Source organism: Pseudomonas sp. Rh2 (assembly GCF_040762985.1).
Taxonomy (GTDB): Bacteria; Pseudomonadota; Gammaproteobacteria; order Pseudomonadales; family Pseudomonadaceae; genus Aquipseudomonas; species Aquipseudomonas taiwanensis.
Window position 1 is genome coordinate 4,068,003 of sequence record NZ_CP142890.1, and the last position, 17,147, is coordinate 4,085,149.

A 17,147-nucleotide genomic window follows, 5' to 3' on the forward strand; every position below is an offset into this window, starting at 1 on the left:
ACGCGCTGACACTGTAGGAACGAGCTCGCGGGCAAGTAGGCCGCACGACGCGCCCCCATGGCCCTTGATACAAATCAACACAGTTTCCTACAGACGCCCCTAGACTCCGGACACTGCTGCTCTTTCCGGGGACTGCCCACATGCTCGACGACCTACGTTGGGATTCCGACCTGATCCGCCGCTACGACCTGGCCGGACCACGCTACACCTCCTACCCGACCGCCGTGCAACTGCACAGCGAAGTGGGTTCGTTCGACTTGCTGCACGCCCTGCGCGAAAGCCGCCGAGCCGTGCGCCCGCTGTCGCTCTATGTGCATGTGCCGTTCTGCGCCAACATCTGCTACTACTGCGCCTGCAACAAAGTCATCACCAAGGACCGCGGCCGTGCCGCGCCTTACCTGCAGCGCCTGGAGCAGGAGATCCAACTGATCGCCTGCCACCTGGACCCTAAACAACGTGTTGAACAGCTGCACTTCGGCGGCGGCACGCCGACCTTCCTCAGCCATGTGGAATTGCGCCAGCTTATGGCCACCTTGCGCCAGCACTTCCACCTGCTGGACGACGACTCGGGCGACTACGGCATCGAGATCGACCCACGCGAGGCCGACTGGTCCACCATGGGCTTGCTCCGCGAGCTGGGCTTCAACCGTGTCAGCCTGGGCGTCCAGGACCTCGACCCGGCCGTGCAACGGGCCGTCAACCGTCTGCAGAGCCTGGAGCAGACCCGCACCTTGATCGAAGCGGCGCGCACCCTGCAGTTCCGCTCAGTGAACCTGGACCTGATCTATGGCCTGCCCAAGCAGACCCCCGAAGGCTTCGCCCGCACGGTCGAGGAAGTGATCCGCCTGCAGCCCGATCGCCTGTCGGTGTTCAACTACGCCCACCTGCCCGAGCGCTTCATGCCGCAACGGCGCATCGACAGCAACGACCTGCCCAGCCCCGCCGCCAAGCTCGAAATGCTCCACGCCACCATCGACCAGCTCACCGCCGCCGGGTACCGCTACATCGGCATGGACCACTTCGCCCTGCCCGACGACGAACTGGCCATCGCCCAGGAAGAAGGCACCCTGCAGCGCAACTTCCAGGGTTACACCACCCATGGACACTGCGACCTGATCGGCCTGGGAGTTTCGGCCATCAGCCAGATCGGCGACCTGTACTGCCAGAACAGCAGCGACCTCAACACCTATCAGGACGCCCTTTCCAATGCACAGCTGGCCACCCAGCGCGGCCTGCTGTGCAACCAGGACGACCGCGTGCGCCGCGCAGTGATCCAGCAGCTGATCTGCCACTTCGAACTTGACTTCGCGCCCATCGAACAGGCCTACACCATCGATTTTCGTGGGTACTTCAATGACCTTTGGCCACAGCTGCTGACCTTGCAGCGGGACGGCCTGATCCGCCTGGACGACAAAGGGATCCGTATCCTGCCGGCAGGCCGCCTGCTGGCGCGCTCGGTGTGCATGGTGTTCGACGCCTATCTGCCCCTGCACAACCACCAACGCTTTTCACGGGTCATCTGAACAGACGAGTCGCATTACCACATGGACAACCTACCTTGCCAGGGACACTATGGGCAGACCGCGAGCCAAGGCATACCCCGCTTAGGCTGCACCAGTTCGCACCACAACTGCGCACACTGGCCTACAACCTATGCCGTGAGTTACCCTTACGGCTTATGTGTGTTTCCCACAAGGATCGATTCAAATGTCCGAGCCAGTCAAACTGCGCCCCCACAACCAGGCCCATTGCAAGGATTGCAGCCTGGCCCCTCTGTGCCTGCCTCTTTCGCTCAATCTGGAAGACATGGATGCACTGGATGAAATCGTCAAGCGTGGGCGGCCGCTGAAGAAAGGCGAATTCCTGTTCCGACAGGGGGACAATTTCGGTTCGGTCTATGCAGTACGCTCCGGCGCCCTCAAGACGTTCAGCCTGAGCGACAGTGGCGAAGAGCAGATCACCGGCTTCCACCTGCCCAGCGAGCTGGTCGGCTTGTCGGGCATGGACACCGAGGCGTACCCGGTGTCGGCCCAGGCCCAGGAAACCACCTCGGTCTGCGAAATCCCGTTCGAGCGCCTCGACGAGCTTTCGGTGCAGCTTCCACAGCTCCGCCGCCAGCTGATGCGGGTGATGAGCCGCGAAATCCGCGACGATCAGCAGATGATGCTGCTGCTCTCGAAGAAAACCGCCGATGAGCGCATCGCCACCTTCCTGGTCAACCTGTCCGCCCGCTTCCGCGCCCGTGGCTACTCGGCCAACCAGTTCCGCCTGAGCATGTCGCGCAATGAAATCGGCAACTACCTGGGCCTTGCCGTGGAAACCGTGTCGCGGGTGTTCACCCGCTTCCAGCAGAACGGCCTGATTCGCGCCGAGGGCAAGGAAGTGCACATCCTCGACCCGATCCAGCTTTGCGCGCTGGCCGGTGGTGCAATGGAGGCCTGAGGTCGCAGCTAACGAGGTATACTTGCGCATTCGTTTTCCCAGGATACCTGCAACAATGCACAGCGATGCCTTCGACCTCAAAGCCCTGATCCGCCCGGTAGTGGACTTCCCCAAGCCGGGCGTGATCTTCCGCGACATTACCCCCTTGTTCCAGTCGCCGCGCGGGCTGCGCTATGTCGCCGACCAGTTCATCGAGCGTTATGTCGAGACCGAGTTCAGCCATATCGGCGCGATGGATGCACGCGGCTTTTTGATCGGCTCGATCATCGCCCACCAGTTGAACAAACCCCTGATCCTGTTCCGCAAGCAGGGCAAGCTGCCGGCCGACGTACTGTCAGAGGGTTACCAGACCGAGTACGGCGAAGCCTTCCTTGAAGTGCACGCCGACAGCCTGTGCGAGGGTGATTCGGTGTTGATCTTCGATGACCTGATCGCGACCGGCGGCACGCTGCTGGCAGCGGCGAACCTGGTACGTCGCACTGGCGCGCAGGTGTTCGAGGCGGCGGCGATCATCGACCTGCCGGAGCTTGAAGGCTCGCGCAAGCTGCAGGCGGCTGGGGTGCCGACCTTCTGCCTGACCGAGTTCTCGCTGAGCGAATACTGAGTCGGGGCACCACGACAAGCCGGCTCCCACACTGTCCGGATCACCGCCGTACCTGTAGGAGCCTGCTTACCCGCGAACACGGGCAAGCCCGTGTCAGATCACAACGAAATCGGCTTGCGCCCGGCGAAGGCATGGGCCAGCGTCCCGCCATCCACCAGCTCCAGTTCGCCACCCAGCGGCACGCCATGGGCAATGCGCGAGGCCACCAGGCCCTTCTCGGCTAGCAACTGCGCGATGTAATGGGCCGTCGCCTCCCCTTCCACCGTAGGGTTGGTCGCCAGGATCACCTCGGTAAACGTCCCCTGCTCTTCGATGCGCGCCATCAACTGCGGCACGCCGATCGCCTCTGGCCCCAGGCCATCCAGTGGAGACAAATGCCCCTTGAGCACGAAGTACCGGCCGCGGTAGCCGGTCTGCTCGACCGCATACACATCCATCGGCCCTTCCACCACGCACAGCTGGGTATCGTCGCGACGTGGGTCGGCACATTGCGGACACAGTGCCTGCTCGGTGAGCGTACGGCACTGCTGGCAATGACCCACACCTTCCATGGCCTGGCTCAGAGCTTGCGCCAGGCGGGTACCACCGCTGCGGTCGCGCTCAAGCAGTTGCAGGGCCATGCGCTGGGCAGTTTTCTGGCCGACACCCGGCAGAATGCGCAAGGCGTCGATCAGTTGGCGGATCAGGGGGCTGAAGCTCATGTGTGCAGGCCTGTGAATTCAAGAAACAGAACGAACAAGGGAGCAACGACCCAGCGGCCGTTGCTCCCCAATTTGACGCAAGAGCCCGATCAGAACGGCATCTTGAAGCCCGGCGGCAACTGCATGCCGGCCGTCATGCTGCCCATTTTTTCCTGGCTGTTCTGCTCGACCTTGCGTACGGCGTCATTGAGCGCGGCCGCGATCAGGTCTTCGAGCACTTCCTTGTCGTCTGCGTCGGTCGACATCAGGCTCTGGTCGATGCTGACGCGCTTGACGTCGTGACGACCGGTCATCACCACGCTCACCAAGCCGCCACCGGACTGGCCGGTGACTTCGGCGTTGGCCAGCTCTTCCTGCATCTTCTGCATTTTTTCCTGCATCTGCTGGGCCTGCTTCATCAGGCCGGCCATGCCACCTTTCATCATGGGGGTATACCTCGATTGGGTCGTGTGATGCAGCCCGACGGGTGGCCGGGCGCATGGTTATCCGTTACTGGCCCTGGCTGACCAGGGCGTCTACAGGCTCAATAGTATCGTGCCGGACCGTGGCACCGAACAGTTTGATCATCTGCTGGATCAAGGGGTCCTGCTCGATCGACACCACCGCCTCATGCTGGCGCTCGGCGCGCTTGCGCGATGCGGCTTGGGCGGGCGTCTCCTGCTCGGGGCGCACCAACTCGATCCTAAGGTTCAGGGTACGCCCCAGGTGCTGGTTGAGCGCTTCGTTCAAGCGGCGCTGCTGAGTGCTGTTGAACAGCGCGCCCTGCCCGGGATCCAGGTGCAACAGCCAGTCATCACCGTCTGCCGCGATCAGCGTACAGTTTGCCGCGATGTTGCCTGTCATACCGGAGACAGGCAACTGTGGGAATAATTCCAGCCATTGCAAGGCCAGACCGGTGGCTGGCTGGGCAGCAGGCAACGGCTCTGGGGCTGCGACAGGCTGGTCTTCCTGAACGTGTTCGGCCAATTCGTCGAGGTAGCTGAAGCCCATCGGCTCGCTGTCGCCAGCATAGTAGTCGTCGTCCATCGGCGGCTCATCATCACGGTCCATGCCTGCTGGAGCATAGGCATTCGGATCGAACGGTGGCGCCTCGAAGGCTGGCGGTGCGCTTGGTGGCTCGGGCTTCACAGGCACAGGCGCCGGAACAGGCTCGATGGCCTTCGGAGCTGGCTGGGCCGCGGGCTCCTCCCACGGCAGGTCGACAACCTCTTCTACAGGTGCAGGCTCCGAATGAGCCACTTCTGGCTCAGCTTCCGGCGCCGGCTCCGCGACCACCTGCTCGACCGCAGGCGCTGGCGGCGCCTCGACAACGGGCGACGCAACAGCAACCGCCGCCGCTGCCACCGGTTTCGCAGAATCAGCTGTGGCCTGGCTGATCCCCACCGGCTTTAGTACCGGTTTCGGCGCATCGTCGGTATCGGCCGGACGGAACGCCAGCATGCGCAACAGCACCATCTCGAAGCCGCCCCGAGGGTCCGGCGCCAACGGCAGGTCACGACGGCCGATCAGGCCCATCTGGTAATAGAACTGCACGTCCTCGGCGGGCAACGCCGCCGCCAGGGCCAGCACTCGCTCACGATCGCCCTGGCCATTGTCCACCGCCTCTGGCAAAGCCTGGGCGATGGCCACCCGGTGCAACACATTGAGCATTTCAGCCAGTACTCCACTCCAGTCCGGCCCTTGCTCGGCCAGGTTGCGCACCGCTTCGAGCAGGGCACGGGCATCGCCTTCCAGCAACGCCTGGAGCACGCCATAGACCTGGCCATGGTCAAGGCTGCCGAGCATGGCACGCACGTCAGCGGCCAGCACCTTACCCTCACCGAAGGCGATGGCTTGGTCGGTAAGGCTCATGGCGTCGCGCATCGAGCCATCGGCGGCACGTCCGAGCAACCACAGCGCATCCGGCTCGAACGGCACGTTCTCGGCCGTGAGCACGTGACTCAGGTGCTCGACCACCCGCTCGGGGCTCATGTTCTTCAGCGAGAACTGCAAGCACCGCGACAAGATGGTGGCCGGCAGCTTCTGCGGGTCGGTGGTGGCCAGGATGAACTTGACGTAGGGCGGCGGCTCTTCCAGCGTCTTGAGCAAGGCGTTGAACGAGTGAGTGGACAGCATGTGCACTTCGTCGATCAGGTAGACCTTGAAGCGTCCGCGGCTTGGCGCGTACTGCACGTTATCGAGCAGTTCGCGGGTGTCTTCCACCTTGGTTCGGCTGGCGGCGTCGATCTCGATCAGGTCGACGAAACGGCCCTCGTCGATCTCACGGCACACCGAACAGGTGCCACAAGGCGTGGACGTGATGCCGGTTTCGCAGTTCAGGCATTTGGCTATGATGCGCGCAATGGTAGTCTTGCCGACCCCGCGGGTGCCGGTGAACAGGTAGGCGTGATGCAGGCGCTGATTGTCCAGCGCGTTGATCAAGGCCTTGAGCACATGGGTCTGGCCGACCATTTCGCGGAACGAGCGCGGACGCCATTTACGTGCAAGAACCTGATAACTCATCGAAAAACCATCGTAGCCTGATCGAGCGAAGGATCGCTAATCCTAGCGGAGCGGGGGCAAAATTGCACCCTGCGCGGTTCGTCTAAGCTAAGGAACTGGCGCAGGAAGTTCCGGGAGGAAAGCCCTTGCGAAGACTGCTGGCCCTGTTGTTGTTCTGGACCACCCACAGCCTGGCCGAGCAGCCAGTGCTGCGCTTCTCCGTCGTCGAGAGCTGGAGCATGCCGCTGATTCGTACCGAAAAGGGTCGGCCGGTGGAGGGCATGCTGTACGACCTGATGCAGGCCCTGGCCCGCGAAGCCGGTGTCCGCCCTGAATACCACCTGATGGCCCGCCTACGCCTGCAGCAGGCGATGAACGACGGCGATATCGACGTGCGCTGTTACGTCAGCACCCTGTGGTTCAATGACCGCCCTGGAGATTTCGTCTGGAGCATTCCTCTGTTCACCCAGCGCGATGTGCTGGTCGGCCGCCCCGGCGAGCGCAGCCCTGCCAGTGTGGAGCAGTTGCCACCGCAAGCCATCGGCACGGTGTTGGGGTACACCTATGCCTCGCTCGAGCCCCTGTTCAAGCAGCAGCGCCTGCACCGTGAAGACAGCCGTAACCAGGTGCTGGTGCTGCAGAAGCTCGAGGCGGGTCGCTATCGGCATGCGGTGAGCAACCTGATGTCACTGCAGTGGTTCAACCAACGCTTGCCGGCCGAGCAGCACCTGAAGGCAGTGGCCGTGCTGGAAGAGCAGTCCCTAGGCTGCATGGTGCGCAATGATCCGGCGATACCGACCCAGGGGTTGCTCCGGGCGCTGGTGAGGATGAAGCAATCGGGAGAGATCGAGCGGATCACCCGGCGGTATGGGGCCGTGGAATATCCGGGAGACGCCTCGGCGGCTCTACCTTGATGCGGTGGGCACTGGGCTCGCCTTGATTGGGGCACGGCTGCGCCATACCCCCTCTACCAAGAAGAGATCAGCCACCGGGATGCCAGAGGGGTTGCTCTGGGCTCAGCGAGACGGCGCAGCCATGTGTTGCTGATGCTGCATCATCTGCTCCATCATCATCTGCTGCATGCCCATGTACCTGTCCATCATGTATTGATGCTGCTTCATCTGCTCGGGCGTCATCTGCGAGTAATGGCTGCCCATTTGCCCCCAGCCCATCTTGTGGCCGCCGCCCATCATAGGCCCGCCCATCTTGCCGCCTGCACAGCATCCCATCATGCCCGCACCCCACATCCCGGACATCATCTGCATGCTCTGCTGCATCATTGCCTGGTGCTCCTGCATCAGCTTCTGCCGCTGAGCAGGGTCGGTGGTTTTCTGGATAAGGCTCATCTGCTCCTGCATCTTCTTCAGATTTTCCTGGGCCTTGGCCATCTGTTGATCGAACTTCTCGACACTCATGGACTGCTCGGCCGGCTTGGCGACGCCAGCGTCCTGCTGGGCATAGGTCAGCGCCGGGAAAAGCACTGCTGCAAAAGCGATAACGGCGAATTTGGAGGCTTTCATGGTTCAGCTCCTTGCGCGCAAGGTCAGGGTAGGGAGTGGAGCGCCACTGTCCAATCTAATCCTGGCCGCACACCCGAAACTGATCTAAATCAACCACGCAACCTATCGCGACGCACAGGCGATAGCAGCCGCTCAGCGACCACCACTGGGGCGTACCAATACGTTGTTCGACTCTGGGGATGCTGGAGCGAGAAATCCTTGAGAATTCAAGGACTTGCGTAATGGAGGCGGCCCCACCAGCCACACCCCGGCACTCGATGTCACCGCTACGGCTGCTCCCTTCCGGGCCTGACCATGTGGCATGCAAGCATGCTCGGTAATCAATGCGGGCCTTATGGTGCAAGGGTTTCCGGCTGATGAGGTGATTCGTCACTTACCCGTGCAGACACCCTGCACGGTCGCTCAAAGCTTGGGGTGTGACCAGAATTGTTCCACTCAATTGGTCCACTTTACTGGTCCACTCTGGTGTTCATTCATGGCATACATTGTCCGCCGTCAGTCCATCTACTACCTCAACCTTCGACTACCAAAGCACCTATTTCCCAGCCGTCATACGCTTCGCATATCCCTGCGAGTGCGAGAGCGGCAGGCAGCCTTGTACCTTGCCAGCTCCTTAGCTCAGCAAGTGCTTTGCCACTTAACTGAACATCCTCTGACAGCCCCTGAGACGCTGCGTGCACTGTGTACTCAGTGGCGAGACTCTACCCCTAAGCCAATCATAACGGCTGCACCACGAAGAACTACAGCGGCCACAGCGAAGCCACAAAGCGAAGGTCCTACCCTCGCCACCCTGTCCAAACTCTATATAGAAGAAGGCAAACGCGGCGGCACATGGCGACAGGGCAGCACCGAGGAAGTCGAGCGAGCTCTCGCTGACCTTTTCGAGCTGTTAGGCGATATGCCCGCCAAAGCCTTCGATGCACAACAAGCACGCCTGCTAAAGGAACGGCTCAGCCTATGCCCGCAATACTTCGGCTTACGACCTGAGTTCAAGGGCAAGACGCTAAAGCAGGTGATTGAGTCAGGTAGCACCTACAAGACCATTACTGCTGTCACAGTGAACAATCGGCTACGCAAGCTCACAGCGTTTCTGAACTGGTGCAAAGCGAACGGGTACGTGGCAGACAACCCACTGACGGGCATGAAAGTCATGACAGGATCAGCGAAGGAAGCTCGGCTGTCATTTGAACGACACGACCTAGATGCCCTGCTGAACCGTGAGTCACTGCGAAAGGAAGCCCGCAAGCACCCTTGGCGTTACTGGCTGCCGCTCCTTGGGCGAACCACTGGGGCACGATTGGAAGAGCTGTGCCAACTGCGTGTCGATGACTTCATTGAGCAACAGGGCGTCCAGTGCATCCGCATCGACGACAGCCGTGAAGGCCAGAACCTTAAGAATGCCAGCAGCCGCCGAGTACTTCCCCTGCACCCTTCACTGATTGAGCTGGGATTGTTGCAGTACGCTGAATCGGTGAGGACAGATGGAGCTGATCGCCTATTCCCCGAGCTTGAAGCAGTACGCGGTAAACGAGGTCACGCGGCATCAAAATGGTTTGGCCGCTATAAGGCGAAACTGGGTATCACCGACCCACGCAAAACCTTCCACAGCTTTCGTCACACCTTCATCGATGACCTGCGTGACGCCGGTGTGCAAGACTCTTTGATCAAGCGCATGGTGGGACACGAAGACAGCTCCGTAACCTTCGGCATCTACGGTAGCAGGACGCCAATCAAGGCGATGGTCGAGGCCATGAAGCACATCAAATAACCTCGAATAACCCAGCAAAAACTCTGGTTAAACCCTGCCACCTAATTGCCGTTCACCTACCGTCTTTCATGCCCACACCAGTGTTTACGGGGCTTAGGGAGCGTTCAAACTAAGCAAAGTGCGTTTCCCGCAGAGCAAAACGGTTTTTTTTTGCAGACACGACCGCCAGAGAAGTCAATACCTAGAGATTGCTTTTTTTCGGGACTCGTGTAGAATCAAGGGCCTGCTTCCGAGAGCAGACATACAGATTAGAAGCCTCCACCGCGACCACCAAATTGGTGCCTTGCAAGGGGGCTTTTTAACGCCTGTAATTTACCAAACCAAACCGGCACAACCCGAGAGGAATGCCTATCGAGAATGAACTAGAGGAGATTATGAATGCAGTATCCATCCGTTTTGAACTTGCCTGCCAGCTCGGCCAATGACGAGCACGCTCAAGCGCCAGCCCCCATCCCACAAGGACCGACCACCACTGCGTCCACGCCAGAGGAATGGGCGGTACAGCTGCGTCGTGAGGGAAAATCTTACGCTGCAATCAAGGCAGTCACTGGGCTTCCTGAGCGTAAGGTAAAACTGCTTGTTAGAGATGTACCGAAGGAAATCTCCACCCCGTTTAGCAAGTCAGTGAGTCGTGTATACGAACTCGCAACTCGTGCACAAGGAGTCAAGGACCATGAGCTCCGGGGCATTCTGCACGAAGAATACGGCTGCAAGTGGAACACTGTGGAAGGGCGCTATGAGAGCTCATTCGACGACAGCGTAATCAAGCGTGTGAGGAACAAGGTTCGTGATCGCTCAGGCACAGACGGCACCCAGCCTGTTTTCGTTATGGATTGGGTCGATGACCAAGCACCTACTGCAAGTCGTCTGTTCCTTGAACAGGTAGCATTGAGCCTGATGGCTCGTGTCGATGAAGCCGTCAACGAATTCATGGAGCTCCACGCTGTTTGTGCCTCAGATGACAGTGAAGGTGCTGACTTGGCTCAACGAAAGCAAGTGTATGCTGCTAGGCAGCACATCCTGAAGCTTGTCAGCGGACTTGGTACAGAGCCAACGGCAAAGCTCTTTGAACGCACAACCAAGGTCACAAATGCACTTCAGGGTACTCCAGACCATGAAGCACCATCGGTGCGGAATACTGAGGATAGGCGCCAGATGCCAGAGCCGACTGATGCTGATCACTTCCTTGATTTCGCTGAGTCACAGGGATGGCTGGCAGCGGCCAACTGACTCCTGCCACATGCATGTCCGAACAGCGCCCACCATATGTATAGGGTCGGACATCGGACAGCACGCAACATGACCGACAGGTCTAAACCAAATGCGTTTGACTCAGGGGTAAAATCCCTTACCCCTATTGCGCAAGCAATGAGTTGCACACCGGGACAACAAACAACAAAGCTGTCCCAAATGAAAACAGCTATCATTGTTAGCTGACGCTAACGGCCAAGCGTACTAGTCCAACCAACCAATAACATGGTTGGACAACAAGAATTCGAGCAGCTACTAGAGCTACGCTCTGATCGTGCAAAACTCAATCCTGCGGATCGGATATTGTGCACAGGAACAGCGTCAGCTGTGGATAGTACGGATTTTTAGGTTTTTGGGGGGTGTTGGTTGTTTCACCCCCTCTACACCGCTAGGTATCCACGATCCTGACCTACGGTCATATACAGTGCAATCAGCTGAAAGCTTGCCGCTTTCGGTGCAAACGCCCAGCGGAGCTGATCAAGGAATTTGCTTTGACGCTTCGCTGAAGGTGCGCAGCATCTACCGTAGGTAGAAGTACAAGAACACTACCACCAACACAACGAAAATCACCCTTCCTTGAAGCACATCAGCATTCAGCTTGTCTGTCTTGATCTGCTGGTGCGTGGCAGCATCGCTCAAGCCCTGAGACTTGTAGTGCATGATCTGGTCGATTTCCCTATCGATCTTCTTGTTCTGACCCTCGTTGCTTCGCATTGTGATGCCCCACACGATCAACCAAAGCCCTCCTGTCAGAACGGTCAGGATCAAGTGCAGGATGTGGTTTGTCTTCTTCTTGCGACTGGTCAATACGAACAGTTTTTCGTTCACGGTCATCTCCAGATTCTGATAGCCAAGATCAAGGCCAAGGTGAAATTTATCCCAAATTCAGATATCTGAAAACCGGATATAGGTTGGATGGCTACGCTCACCTAGCTATCGACCATGACCAAAACGATCTATCGACCTGAACACACCGCCCTCTTGAACTTGCTCAGGAAGCACAGAAAAGCAGCTGGCTTGACCCAAGTGGATTGCTCAAAGGCTCTGAATCGCCCTCAGTCCTTTATGAGTGATGTGGAGAACGGGACACGTAGGCTAGACATTGTGCAGCTCCGAGACTTATGTAAGGTGCTGGGAATCAGCCTCCTAGAGCTGGTGCAAGAGCTTGAGAAGGCGATCACGACAAGCCAGTAAGCCAAACCAACCCACACAAGAACACATACATGGACGACCGCACATCAATCACCGCTGACACACTGGAACAGCTGCACCTCAACCAGATCGCCATTCGTGCTGGCCTTGAGGAACTGTCCCTCGGGATCAAACAACGAGGCTCAACCAACGTGCACGACAACATGCTGAGTATCCTGCACACCCTCGATACCAACGCCGAAGCCATCGCCTCAGGGATCGAATCCCTAAGATCGTAGATGGCGCGTCAGGTACGCCAATGTGCTCTTTTGGGTAGAGGCTGGCGAACACAAACACCTGAATACAGAAACCCTCAAGAGTCCGTATTCATTGTGATTGATTTAGATTATGAATACACACATACTGACAACCTCTAGAAGCAAATGAATACAGAGGGTGCAAAATGGACGTTGGCTATATCCGTGTGAGTTCGGTTGACCAAAACACCGACCGCCAGTTGGATGGCGTTCTCGTGCAGAAGACGTTTGAAGAGAAAGTGAGCGGTGCCACCCTGGACCGCCCCCGGCTTCAAGCGGCCATGGATTTCTGCCGTGAGGGCGACACTCTGCACGTGCACAGCATTGACCGCCTTGCACGCTCAATGGCAAACCTTATAGAAATCGTCTCCACCCTCAACGCCAAAGGCGTAGGCGTTCGGTTTCACAAGGAGAACATGCTTTTCACTGGTGAAAGCAACCCGATGCAAACCCTGATGTTCAACATGCTGGGTGCATTCGCCCAGTTTGAGCGTGAGGTGATCAAGGAGCGCCAGCGGGAAGGCATCGCCAAGGCTAAGGCCAAGGGCGTCTACAAAGGCCGTCCAAAGCAGGTGGATGACACCGCTATCCGCTCACTGCTCGCTTCTGGTGTGTCATTCCGTAAGGCTGCTGAGCAACTGAATGTATCCCTGTCCACTGTGCAGCGTGCCAGCAAGCAGCTGCCTGTCTAGCCGTACCGGCATGCCAGATTTCTTTCTGGCGTGTCACACTTATTTAGAATTCACTCAGCTTTCCATTTGCCCTCTGGCGAATGGGCTAAGCCCATCAGCTGGTTCTCTGGCTATACGCGCCAGCGCTTACCCTTTGCCATACGTTATTTTTGCCACCAGAAACTGAAAGCACATCGAATGTGCAACCTGTTTCGGCAAAAAATTTGGAATTTCGACAGAATCACCTCTCCCAAAAATCACACATTGAGTGTTACGATTCACCTTAATTTTCACAGCAAACATTCAACACTGGAGTTGCACAAATGGCTAGGTACACCGACGAGCAGAAGGCGGCTATCATTGCTGAGTACAAGGCTTCGGGCGACGGTATCACCGTATTCTGCAAGAAGCGTGACCACAAACCTGCCTACCAAATCCTGAAAGCGTGGTTGGACGAAGCTGGTGACTCTAGTAGCAAGACCACCAGTCGCACGGGTGCTAGCCTCCTTGCTGAGTTCGAAGCACAAGAGCGTGACGACCGCAATCAACGCTTGCTGAAATTCCTAGAAAATGCAGTGAAGGATTTGGAAGGCCAGCTAGCAGCCGCACAAGGCGAGCTTCGTAACCACAAGGTGAAGATGGGTTTGATTGAGCCTTCGGTGGATGATTGAAGCGCGTTAGGTTTGACTCCCTGCCACCGGGTGCACGATTTAGCTTGGATTTCCAGTGGTGGGAGAAGTTAAGCCACAAGACAGCCCGCCACACCACAAACGGCCTTGAGATTGACTTGCAGTGCTACCAAAGTGTTCTGGTAAGGGGCGAGGAAACACAGCCTGTACAGTCTGACAAGAAGAAACGAAACCCTTGGCCCAGCTTTTGGCTGGTTATCGGAACGATTTTAGAGTCCTTTAAGTGGGGCTAATTCAGCTGTCGATAGGAAAGTGGATATGTGCAAGATGCACTATAAAAGAGTTGGTCAGTGGCGTGAGCCGGGGGTAAGGGCATGAGTTGGTATGTGGCTGTATCTTTGTGCACCCTTCTGACAGGTGATGTGCAGGAGCAGTGCGATGGCCCTTTCATTGTGAACCTTCCTAGGCCAACCAAAGAGCAATGCAGCGAGCTAAAGGACGATTACCGCACTCTTGTTAGCGACCTCGTGCACAAGGATGCAGCAAAGGAGGGCAAGAGGGTGCTACGAGTTACCACTAATGCTGAGTGCTTCGATCAGCCGATGGTAGATAAATTTCTCAAGCAATACGGGAACAGTCACCTCATCTGACCACGAGCCCAGCCTAGCCCGCTGGGCTTTTTCATTCCCGTTAAAAAAACCACCCATTATCTGGTGTGATTCTCACAGAATCAGCAGCACGATAACCCACGTCTTCCGTGGCCTCCAGCCACATAAGTGACCATGGTTATCTCAGTGTGCGACTGCCACTCACTCATAGCCGTCAATGTCCGTTGACTCAACCACCTCATCGCCATCATCCGGCTCCCACCACTCATCAAACACTTCTTCGGCAATTTTGGATACAAGCAATTCCTTACCCCCCCACCACGGCAAGCATGTACATATCCTCACGCCGATCAACACCCGCGTAGCGATACACCGTCTCTGACTCAGTTGTGCAAAGCCTGCCATCGGTATGAATGGTGATGGTGTACCCGACACTGCTGGCAGAAGGCAAGACGGTACGTGCTGCGGCCTCCGAACTGGGTATCAACCCATCAACCGTCCGGCGAGCTAAGAAGGCAGCAATCTACGAGCAGGCATTCTCAAACACCCCCGCCTAGGAGGGTCACCCTCTCAGGCAGCTACAGATGGACACCAAGTTATTCTAGAAAAGCTCAGCGTTCTGCTTGGGCAGGTCGCACAGCGTTAAGCAGCGCTCCCTCAAAACTGGCGTTTCCAGCGCCTATCCCGGCTTCCGAACGACCCTCGCCTTGACTTACAATTTCCAGCCAGAAATCAAGAACCTGCCCGAAGTGCTTACCTCTCGCGGCGCGGGCGATGGAATCGCGTGAACTATCTCTTTCAAGCTGGGGTGATTGAAAACTTCCTCTCGGGCCGCAACCCCATCAACCTCAATGCCTAATGACTAGCCGACCGAGTTGAGTCAAGCAGCCGTAGCTTCTGATCCAGCCTCTCCAACGTGTCGAGCCCCCTTTTTAGCTGGCACTCCCATACGATCAACACACTCCAGCCTGCGGCTTCAAGTGCGTCAATGTTCGCCAAATCTCTCGCCACGTTCTTCTTGAACTTCTCGCTCCAGAAATCAAGTCGTGTGCTAGGAGTCGTTGCGAAGGCACACCCCGAATGACGATGCCAAAAGCAACCATGGACAAAAATGCACACTTTCAGGCGAGGGAGTACCAGATCAGGCTTGCCCGGTAGATCTTTCCGGTGGAGCCGGTAGCGATAACCCCGCCTATGCAGGAATCGCCTAACGATCATTTCCGGCTCAGTGTCCTTGCCGCGAATCGCAGCCATCATTCTGGAGCGAGTAGCTGTGTCCACTCTATCCATGTCGGTACCCAATTGAAATTCTGCAGTTCAACAGCGCCTTGGAGCTCACCAAATGATCAGATTTTGGTCGCTTGCCGAGAGGGATGTCTACCTCCAGCATGAGCGAGTCTCGACCAGTTGCGCCCCATACCATACACTGTATTGATATACAGCAAACTTTAACGCACGATACCGACCTATGCCATCAAGCTCCCGCATAAAGGGCTTCACATTTGACGAAATAGGGATACTATAGTGATACCTCGTCACAGATTTGACCCAGAAGATCGCCAATGAATTTCCTTGATACTGAGCTACCTACCCACTCGGACGACACCACCTCTGTCGCAGACCGATCAGATGACGATGCAGGCAGCGATCTGGCACTCCTGCACCAATTGCTCGAAATTTATGACCAAGGGTACCTTGCCGAGGTACTTAACGAGGCCAGCCCCGGCCATTGGTGTCGAGAAACAATCAACCGCTGGTACAAAGGCAAGGCATCGCCAAAGCTATCCTATGTTGATCACAAGCGGTTGAGTGCCCTTCTGCCCAGTAAAGTCGAAGGCAAGCGTACGTTCTCTTTCATCGACCTGTTTGCAGGTATCGGCGGCATACGCAAGGGGTTTGAAGCAATCGGGGGCGAGTGCCTCTTCACCTCCGAGTGGAACAAGTACGCGGTCCGCACATACAAGGCCAACCACTACTGTGACCCCGCTCGACATCGCTTTAATCTGGACATAAGGTCAGTCACCCTCTCCGACAAACCTGAAATCAGCGAGGAAGAGGCATACCGCAACATAGATCGTGAAATTCCCGATCATGACGTGCTACTTGCCGGCTTTCCTTGCCAACCATTCTCTTTGGCTGGCGTGTCTAAAAAGAACTCTTTAGGCCGCAAGCACGGGTTTGAATGCGAAACCCAAGGGACATTGTTTTTTGACGTCGCCCGAATCATTGCGGCCAAACGTCCTGCCGCGTTTTTGCTAGAGAACGTGAAGAACCTCAAAAGTCACGACAAAGGTAATACCTTCCGCATAATCTGCGAAACGCTGGATGAACTCGGCTATGAGGTTGCTGACATCAATGCACCAAAGGGCTTTGACCCTAAGGTCATAGATGCCATGAAGTTTCTGCCACAACACCGCGAACGTATCGTATTAGTGGGTTTTAGAAGAGACCTCAATGTCCATCAAGGCTTCACACTGAAGGACATCGTCAAGTATCAACCTACGCAACGCCCGTCATTTGGCGACCTTCTTGATAAAGACGTAGACAGTAAGTACATCCTCACACCCAAGCTCTGGGAGTACCTGTACAAGTATGCTCAGAAGCACAAGGAAAAAGGTAATGGGTTCGGTTTCGGGCTGACTGGCCCGAATAGCGTAGCCCGCACGCTATCGGCTCGATATCACAAGGACGGCTCTGAGATTCTAGTTGACCGAGGCTTCTCAGAGAAATTGGATTTCCATAGCGAAATCAACCAGATGAACCGCCCCCGCCGGTTGACACCTCAGGAATGTGCTCGTCTTATGGGATTCGACAAGCCGGGTGAAAGCTCATTTGTCATTCCTGTTTCAGATACACAGGCGTACCGCCAGTTTGGCAACTCGGTTGCCGTTCCAGTCTTTGAAGCAGTAGCTCGAATGATGAAAGACCGCATTCTCGCTGCCAAGAGAAAGAACGAGGAGATCGAAAGACCACAACTGGAAATGCCCCTCGTCGACTGATATTGCGTCAAGGTAACTACTTCGC

The 17,147-nt window shown here is 57.1% G+C and carries 18 protein-coding genes; 12 read left to right on the plus strand and 6 right to left on the minus strand.

Annotated features, from left to right (window positions below; all coding sequences use genetic code 11):
• Positions 1–140 precede the first annotated feature (140 nt).
• The 3 genes from hemN (at position 141) to VXM67_RS18500 (ending at position 3,046) form a co-directional block, all read left to right on the plus strand.
• Positions 141–1,523: an oxygen-independent coproporphyrinogen III oxidase gene (hemN, locus tag VXM67_RS18490; RefSeq protein WP_367237269.1), complete on the plus strand. Its 1,383-nt coding sequence runs from the start codon at positions 141–143 to the stop codon at positions 1,521–1,523.
• Positions 1,524–1,707: 184 nt separating this feature from the next.
• Positions 1,708–2,442: a Crp/Fnr family transcriptional regulator FnrA gene (fnrA, locus tag VXM67_RS18495; protein WP_015271145.1), complete on the plus strand. Its 735-nt coding sequence runs from the start codon at positions 1,708–1,710 to the stop codon at positions 2,440–2,442.
• Positions 2,443–2,497: 55 nt separating this feature from the next.
• Positions 2,498–3,046, plus strand: a complete 549-nt coding sequence (locus VXM67_RS18500) for an adenine phosphoribosyltransferase (RefSeq protein ID WP_027907553.1) — start codon at positions 2,498–2,500, stop codon at positions 3,044–3,046.
• 98 nt (positions 3,047–3,144) lie between these two features.
• On the opposite strand, the gene recR is transcribed toward VXM67_RS18500, so the two are convergent.
• The 3 genes from recR to dnaX form a co-directional block, all read right to left on the minus strand.
• Complete coding sequence (gene recR / locus VXM67_RS18505) at positions 3,145–3,747, minus strand: recombination mediator RecR (protein WP_023381417.1); 603 nt, start codon at positions 3,745–3,747, stop codon at positions 3,145–3,147.
• An 89-nt stretch (positions 3,748–3,836) separates the two neighbouring features.
• Complete coding sequence (locus VXM67_RS18510) at positions 3,837–4,172, minus strand: YbaB/EbfC family nucleoid-associated protein (RefSeq protein WP_023381418.1); 336 nt, start codon at positions 4,170–4,172, stop codon at positions 3,837–3,839.
• Between the two features lie 64 nt (positions 4,173–4,236).
• Positions 4,237–6,249, minus strand: coding sequence for a DNA polymerase III subunit gamma/tau (dnaX, locus tag VXM67_RS18515; protein ID WP_027907554.1), 2,013 nt, complete (start codon positions 6,247–6,249; stop codon positions 4,237–4,239).
• Positions 6,250–6,374: 125 nt separating this feature from the next.
• Here dnaX and VXM67_RS18520 point away from each other — a divergent pair, with 125 nt between their 5' ends.
• Positions 6,375–7,142: an ABC transporter substrate-binding protein gene (locus VXM67_RS18520; RefSeq protein WP_023381420.1), complete on the plus strand. Its 768-nt coding sequence runs from the start codon at positions 6,375–6,377 to the stop codon at positions 7,140–7,142.
• 102 nt (positions 7,143–7,244) lie between these two features.
• On the opposite strand, the gene VXM67_RS18525 is transcribed toward VXM67_RS18520, so the two are convergent.
• Positions 7,245–7,748, minus strand: coding sequence for a hypothetical protein (locus tag VXM67_RS18525; RefSeq protein ID WP_023381421.1), 504 nt, complete (start codon positions 7,746–7,748; stop codon positions 7,245–7,247).
• Between the two features lie 475 nt (positions 7,749–8,223).
• On the opposite strand from VXM67_RS18525, the gene VXM67_RS18530 reads away from it, so the two are divergent.
• A complete protein-coding gene (locus VXM67_RS18530; protein ID WP_367237270.1) occupies positions 8,224–9,516 on the plus strand; it encodes a tyrosine-type recombinase/integrase in 1,293 nt (430 codons plus the stop codon).
• 378 nt (positions 9,517–9,894) lie between these two features.
• Positions 9,895–10,746, plus strand: a complete 852-nt coding sequence (locus VXM67_RS18535) for a hypothetical protein (protein WP_367237271.1) — start codon at positions 9,895–9,897, stop codon at positions 10,744–10,746.
• A 540-nt stretch (positions 10,747–11,286) separates the two neighbouring features.
• Here the strand turns inward: VXM67_RS18535 and VXM67_RS18540 are convergent.
• Entirely contained in the window at positions 11,287–11,595 is a 309-nt protein-coding gene (locus VXM67_RS18540) for a hypothetical protein (RefSeq protein ID WP_340566377.1), read from the minus strand.
• Between the two features lie 114 nt (positions 11,596–11,709).
• On the opposite strand from VXM67_RS18540, the gene VXM67_RS18545 reads away from it, so the two are divergent.
• The 5 genes from VXM67_RS18545 (at position 11,710) to VXM67_RS18565 (ending at position 14,680) form a co-directional block, all read left to right on the plus strand.
• A complete protein-coding gene (locus VXM67_RS18545; RefSeq protein ID WP_367237272.1) occupies positions 11,710–11,961 on the plus strand; it encodes a helix-turn-helix domain-containing protein in 252 nt (83 codons plus the stop codon).
• 29 nt (positions 11,962–11,990) lie between these two features.
• Positions 11,991–12,197 carry a hypothetical protein gene (locus VXM67_RS18550; RefSeq protein ID WP_367237273.1) on the plus strand — a complete coding sequence of 69 codons (207 nt, stop codon included), beginning with the start codon at positions 11,991–11,993 and terminating at the stop codon, positions 12,195–12,197.
• A 164-nt stretch (positions 12,198–12,361) separates the two neighbouring features.
• The gene (locus tag VXM67_RS18555; protein WP_367237274.1) at positions 12,362–12,907 is read left to right on the plus strand and encodes a recombinase family protein; all 546 of its coding nucleotides are present in this window, start codon (positions 12,362–12,364) and stop codon (positions 12,905–12,907) included.
• A 302-nt stretch (positions 12,908–13,209) separates the two neighbouring features.
• Entirely contained in the window at positions 13,210–13,557 is a 348-nt protein-coding gene (locus tag VXM67_RS18560; RefSeq protein WP_367237275.1) for a hypothetical protein, read from the plus strand.
• Positions 13,558–14,542: 985 nt separating this feature from the next.
• Positions 14,543–14,680 carry a helix-turn-helix domain-containing protein gene (locus VXM67_RS18565; protein WP_367237276.1) on the plus strand — a complete coding sequence of 46 codons (138 nt, stop codon included), beginning with the start codon at positions 14,543–14,545 and terminating at the stop codon, positions 14,678–14,680.
• A gap of 298 nt (positions 14,681–14,978) precedes the next feature.
• On the opposite strand, the gene VXM67_RS18570 is transcribed toward VXM67_RS18565, so the two are convergent.
• On the minus strand, positions 14,979–15,413 hold the full coding sequence (locus tag VXM67_RS18570) for a very short patch repair endonuclease (protein WP_367237277.1): 435 nt from the start codon (positions 15,411–15,413) through the stop codon (positions 14,979–14,981).
• Positions 15,414–15,685: 272 nt separating this feature from the next.
• On the opposite strand from VXM67_RS18570, the gene dcm reads away from it, so the two are divergent.
• Positions 15,686–17,122: a DNA (cytosine-5-)-methyltransferase gene (gene dcm / locus VXM67_RS18575; RefSeq protein ID WP_367237278.1), complete on the plus strand. Its 1,437-nt coding sequence runs from the start codon at positions 15,686–15,688 to the stop codon at positions 17,120–17,122.
• Positions 17,123–17,147: the final 25 nt, after the last annotated feature.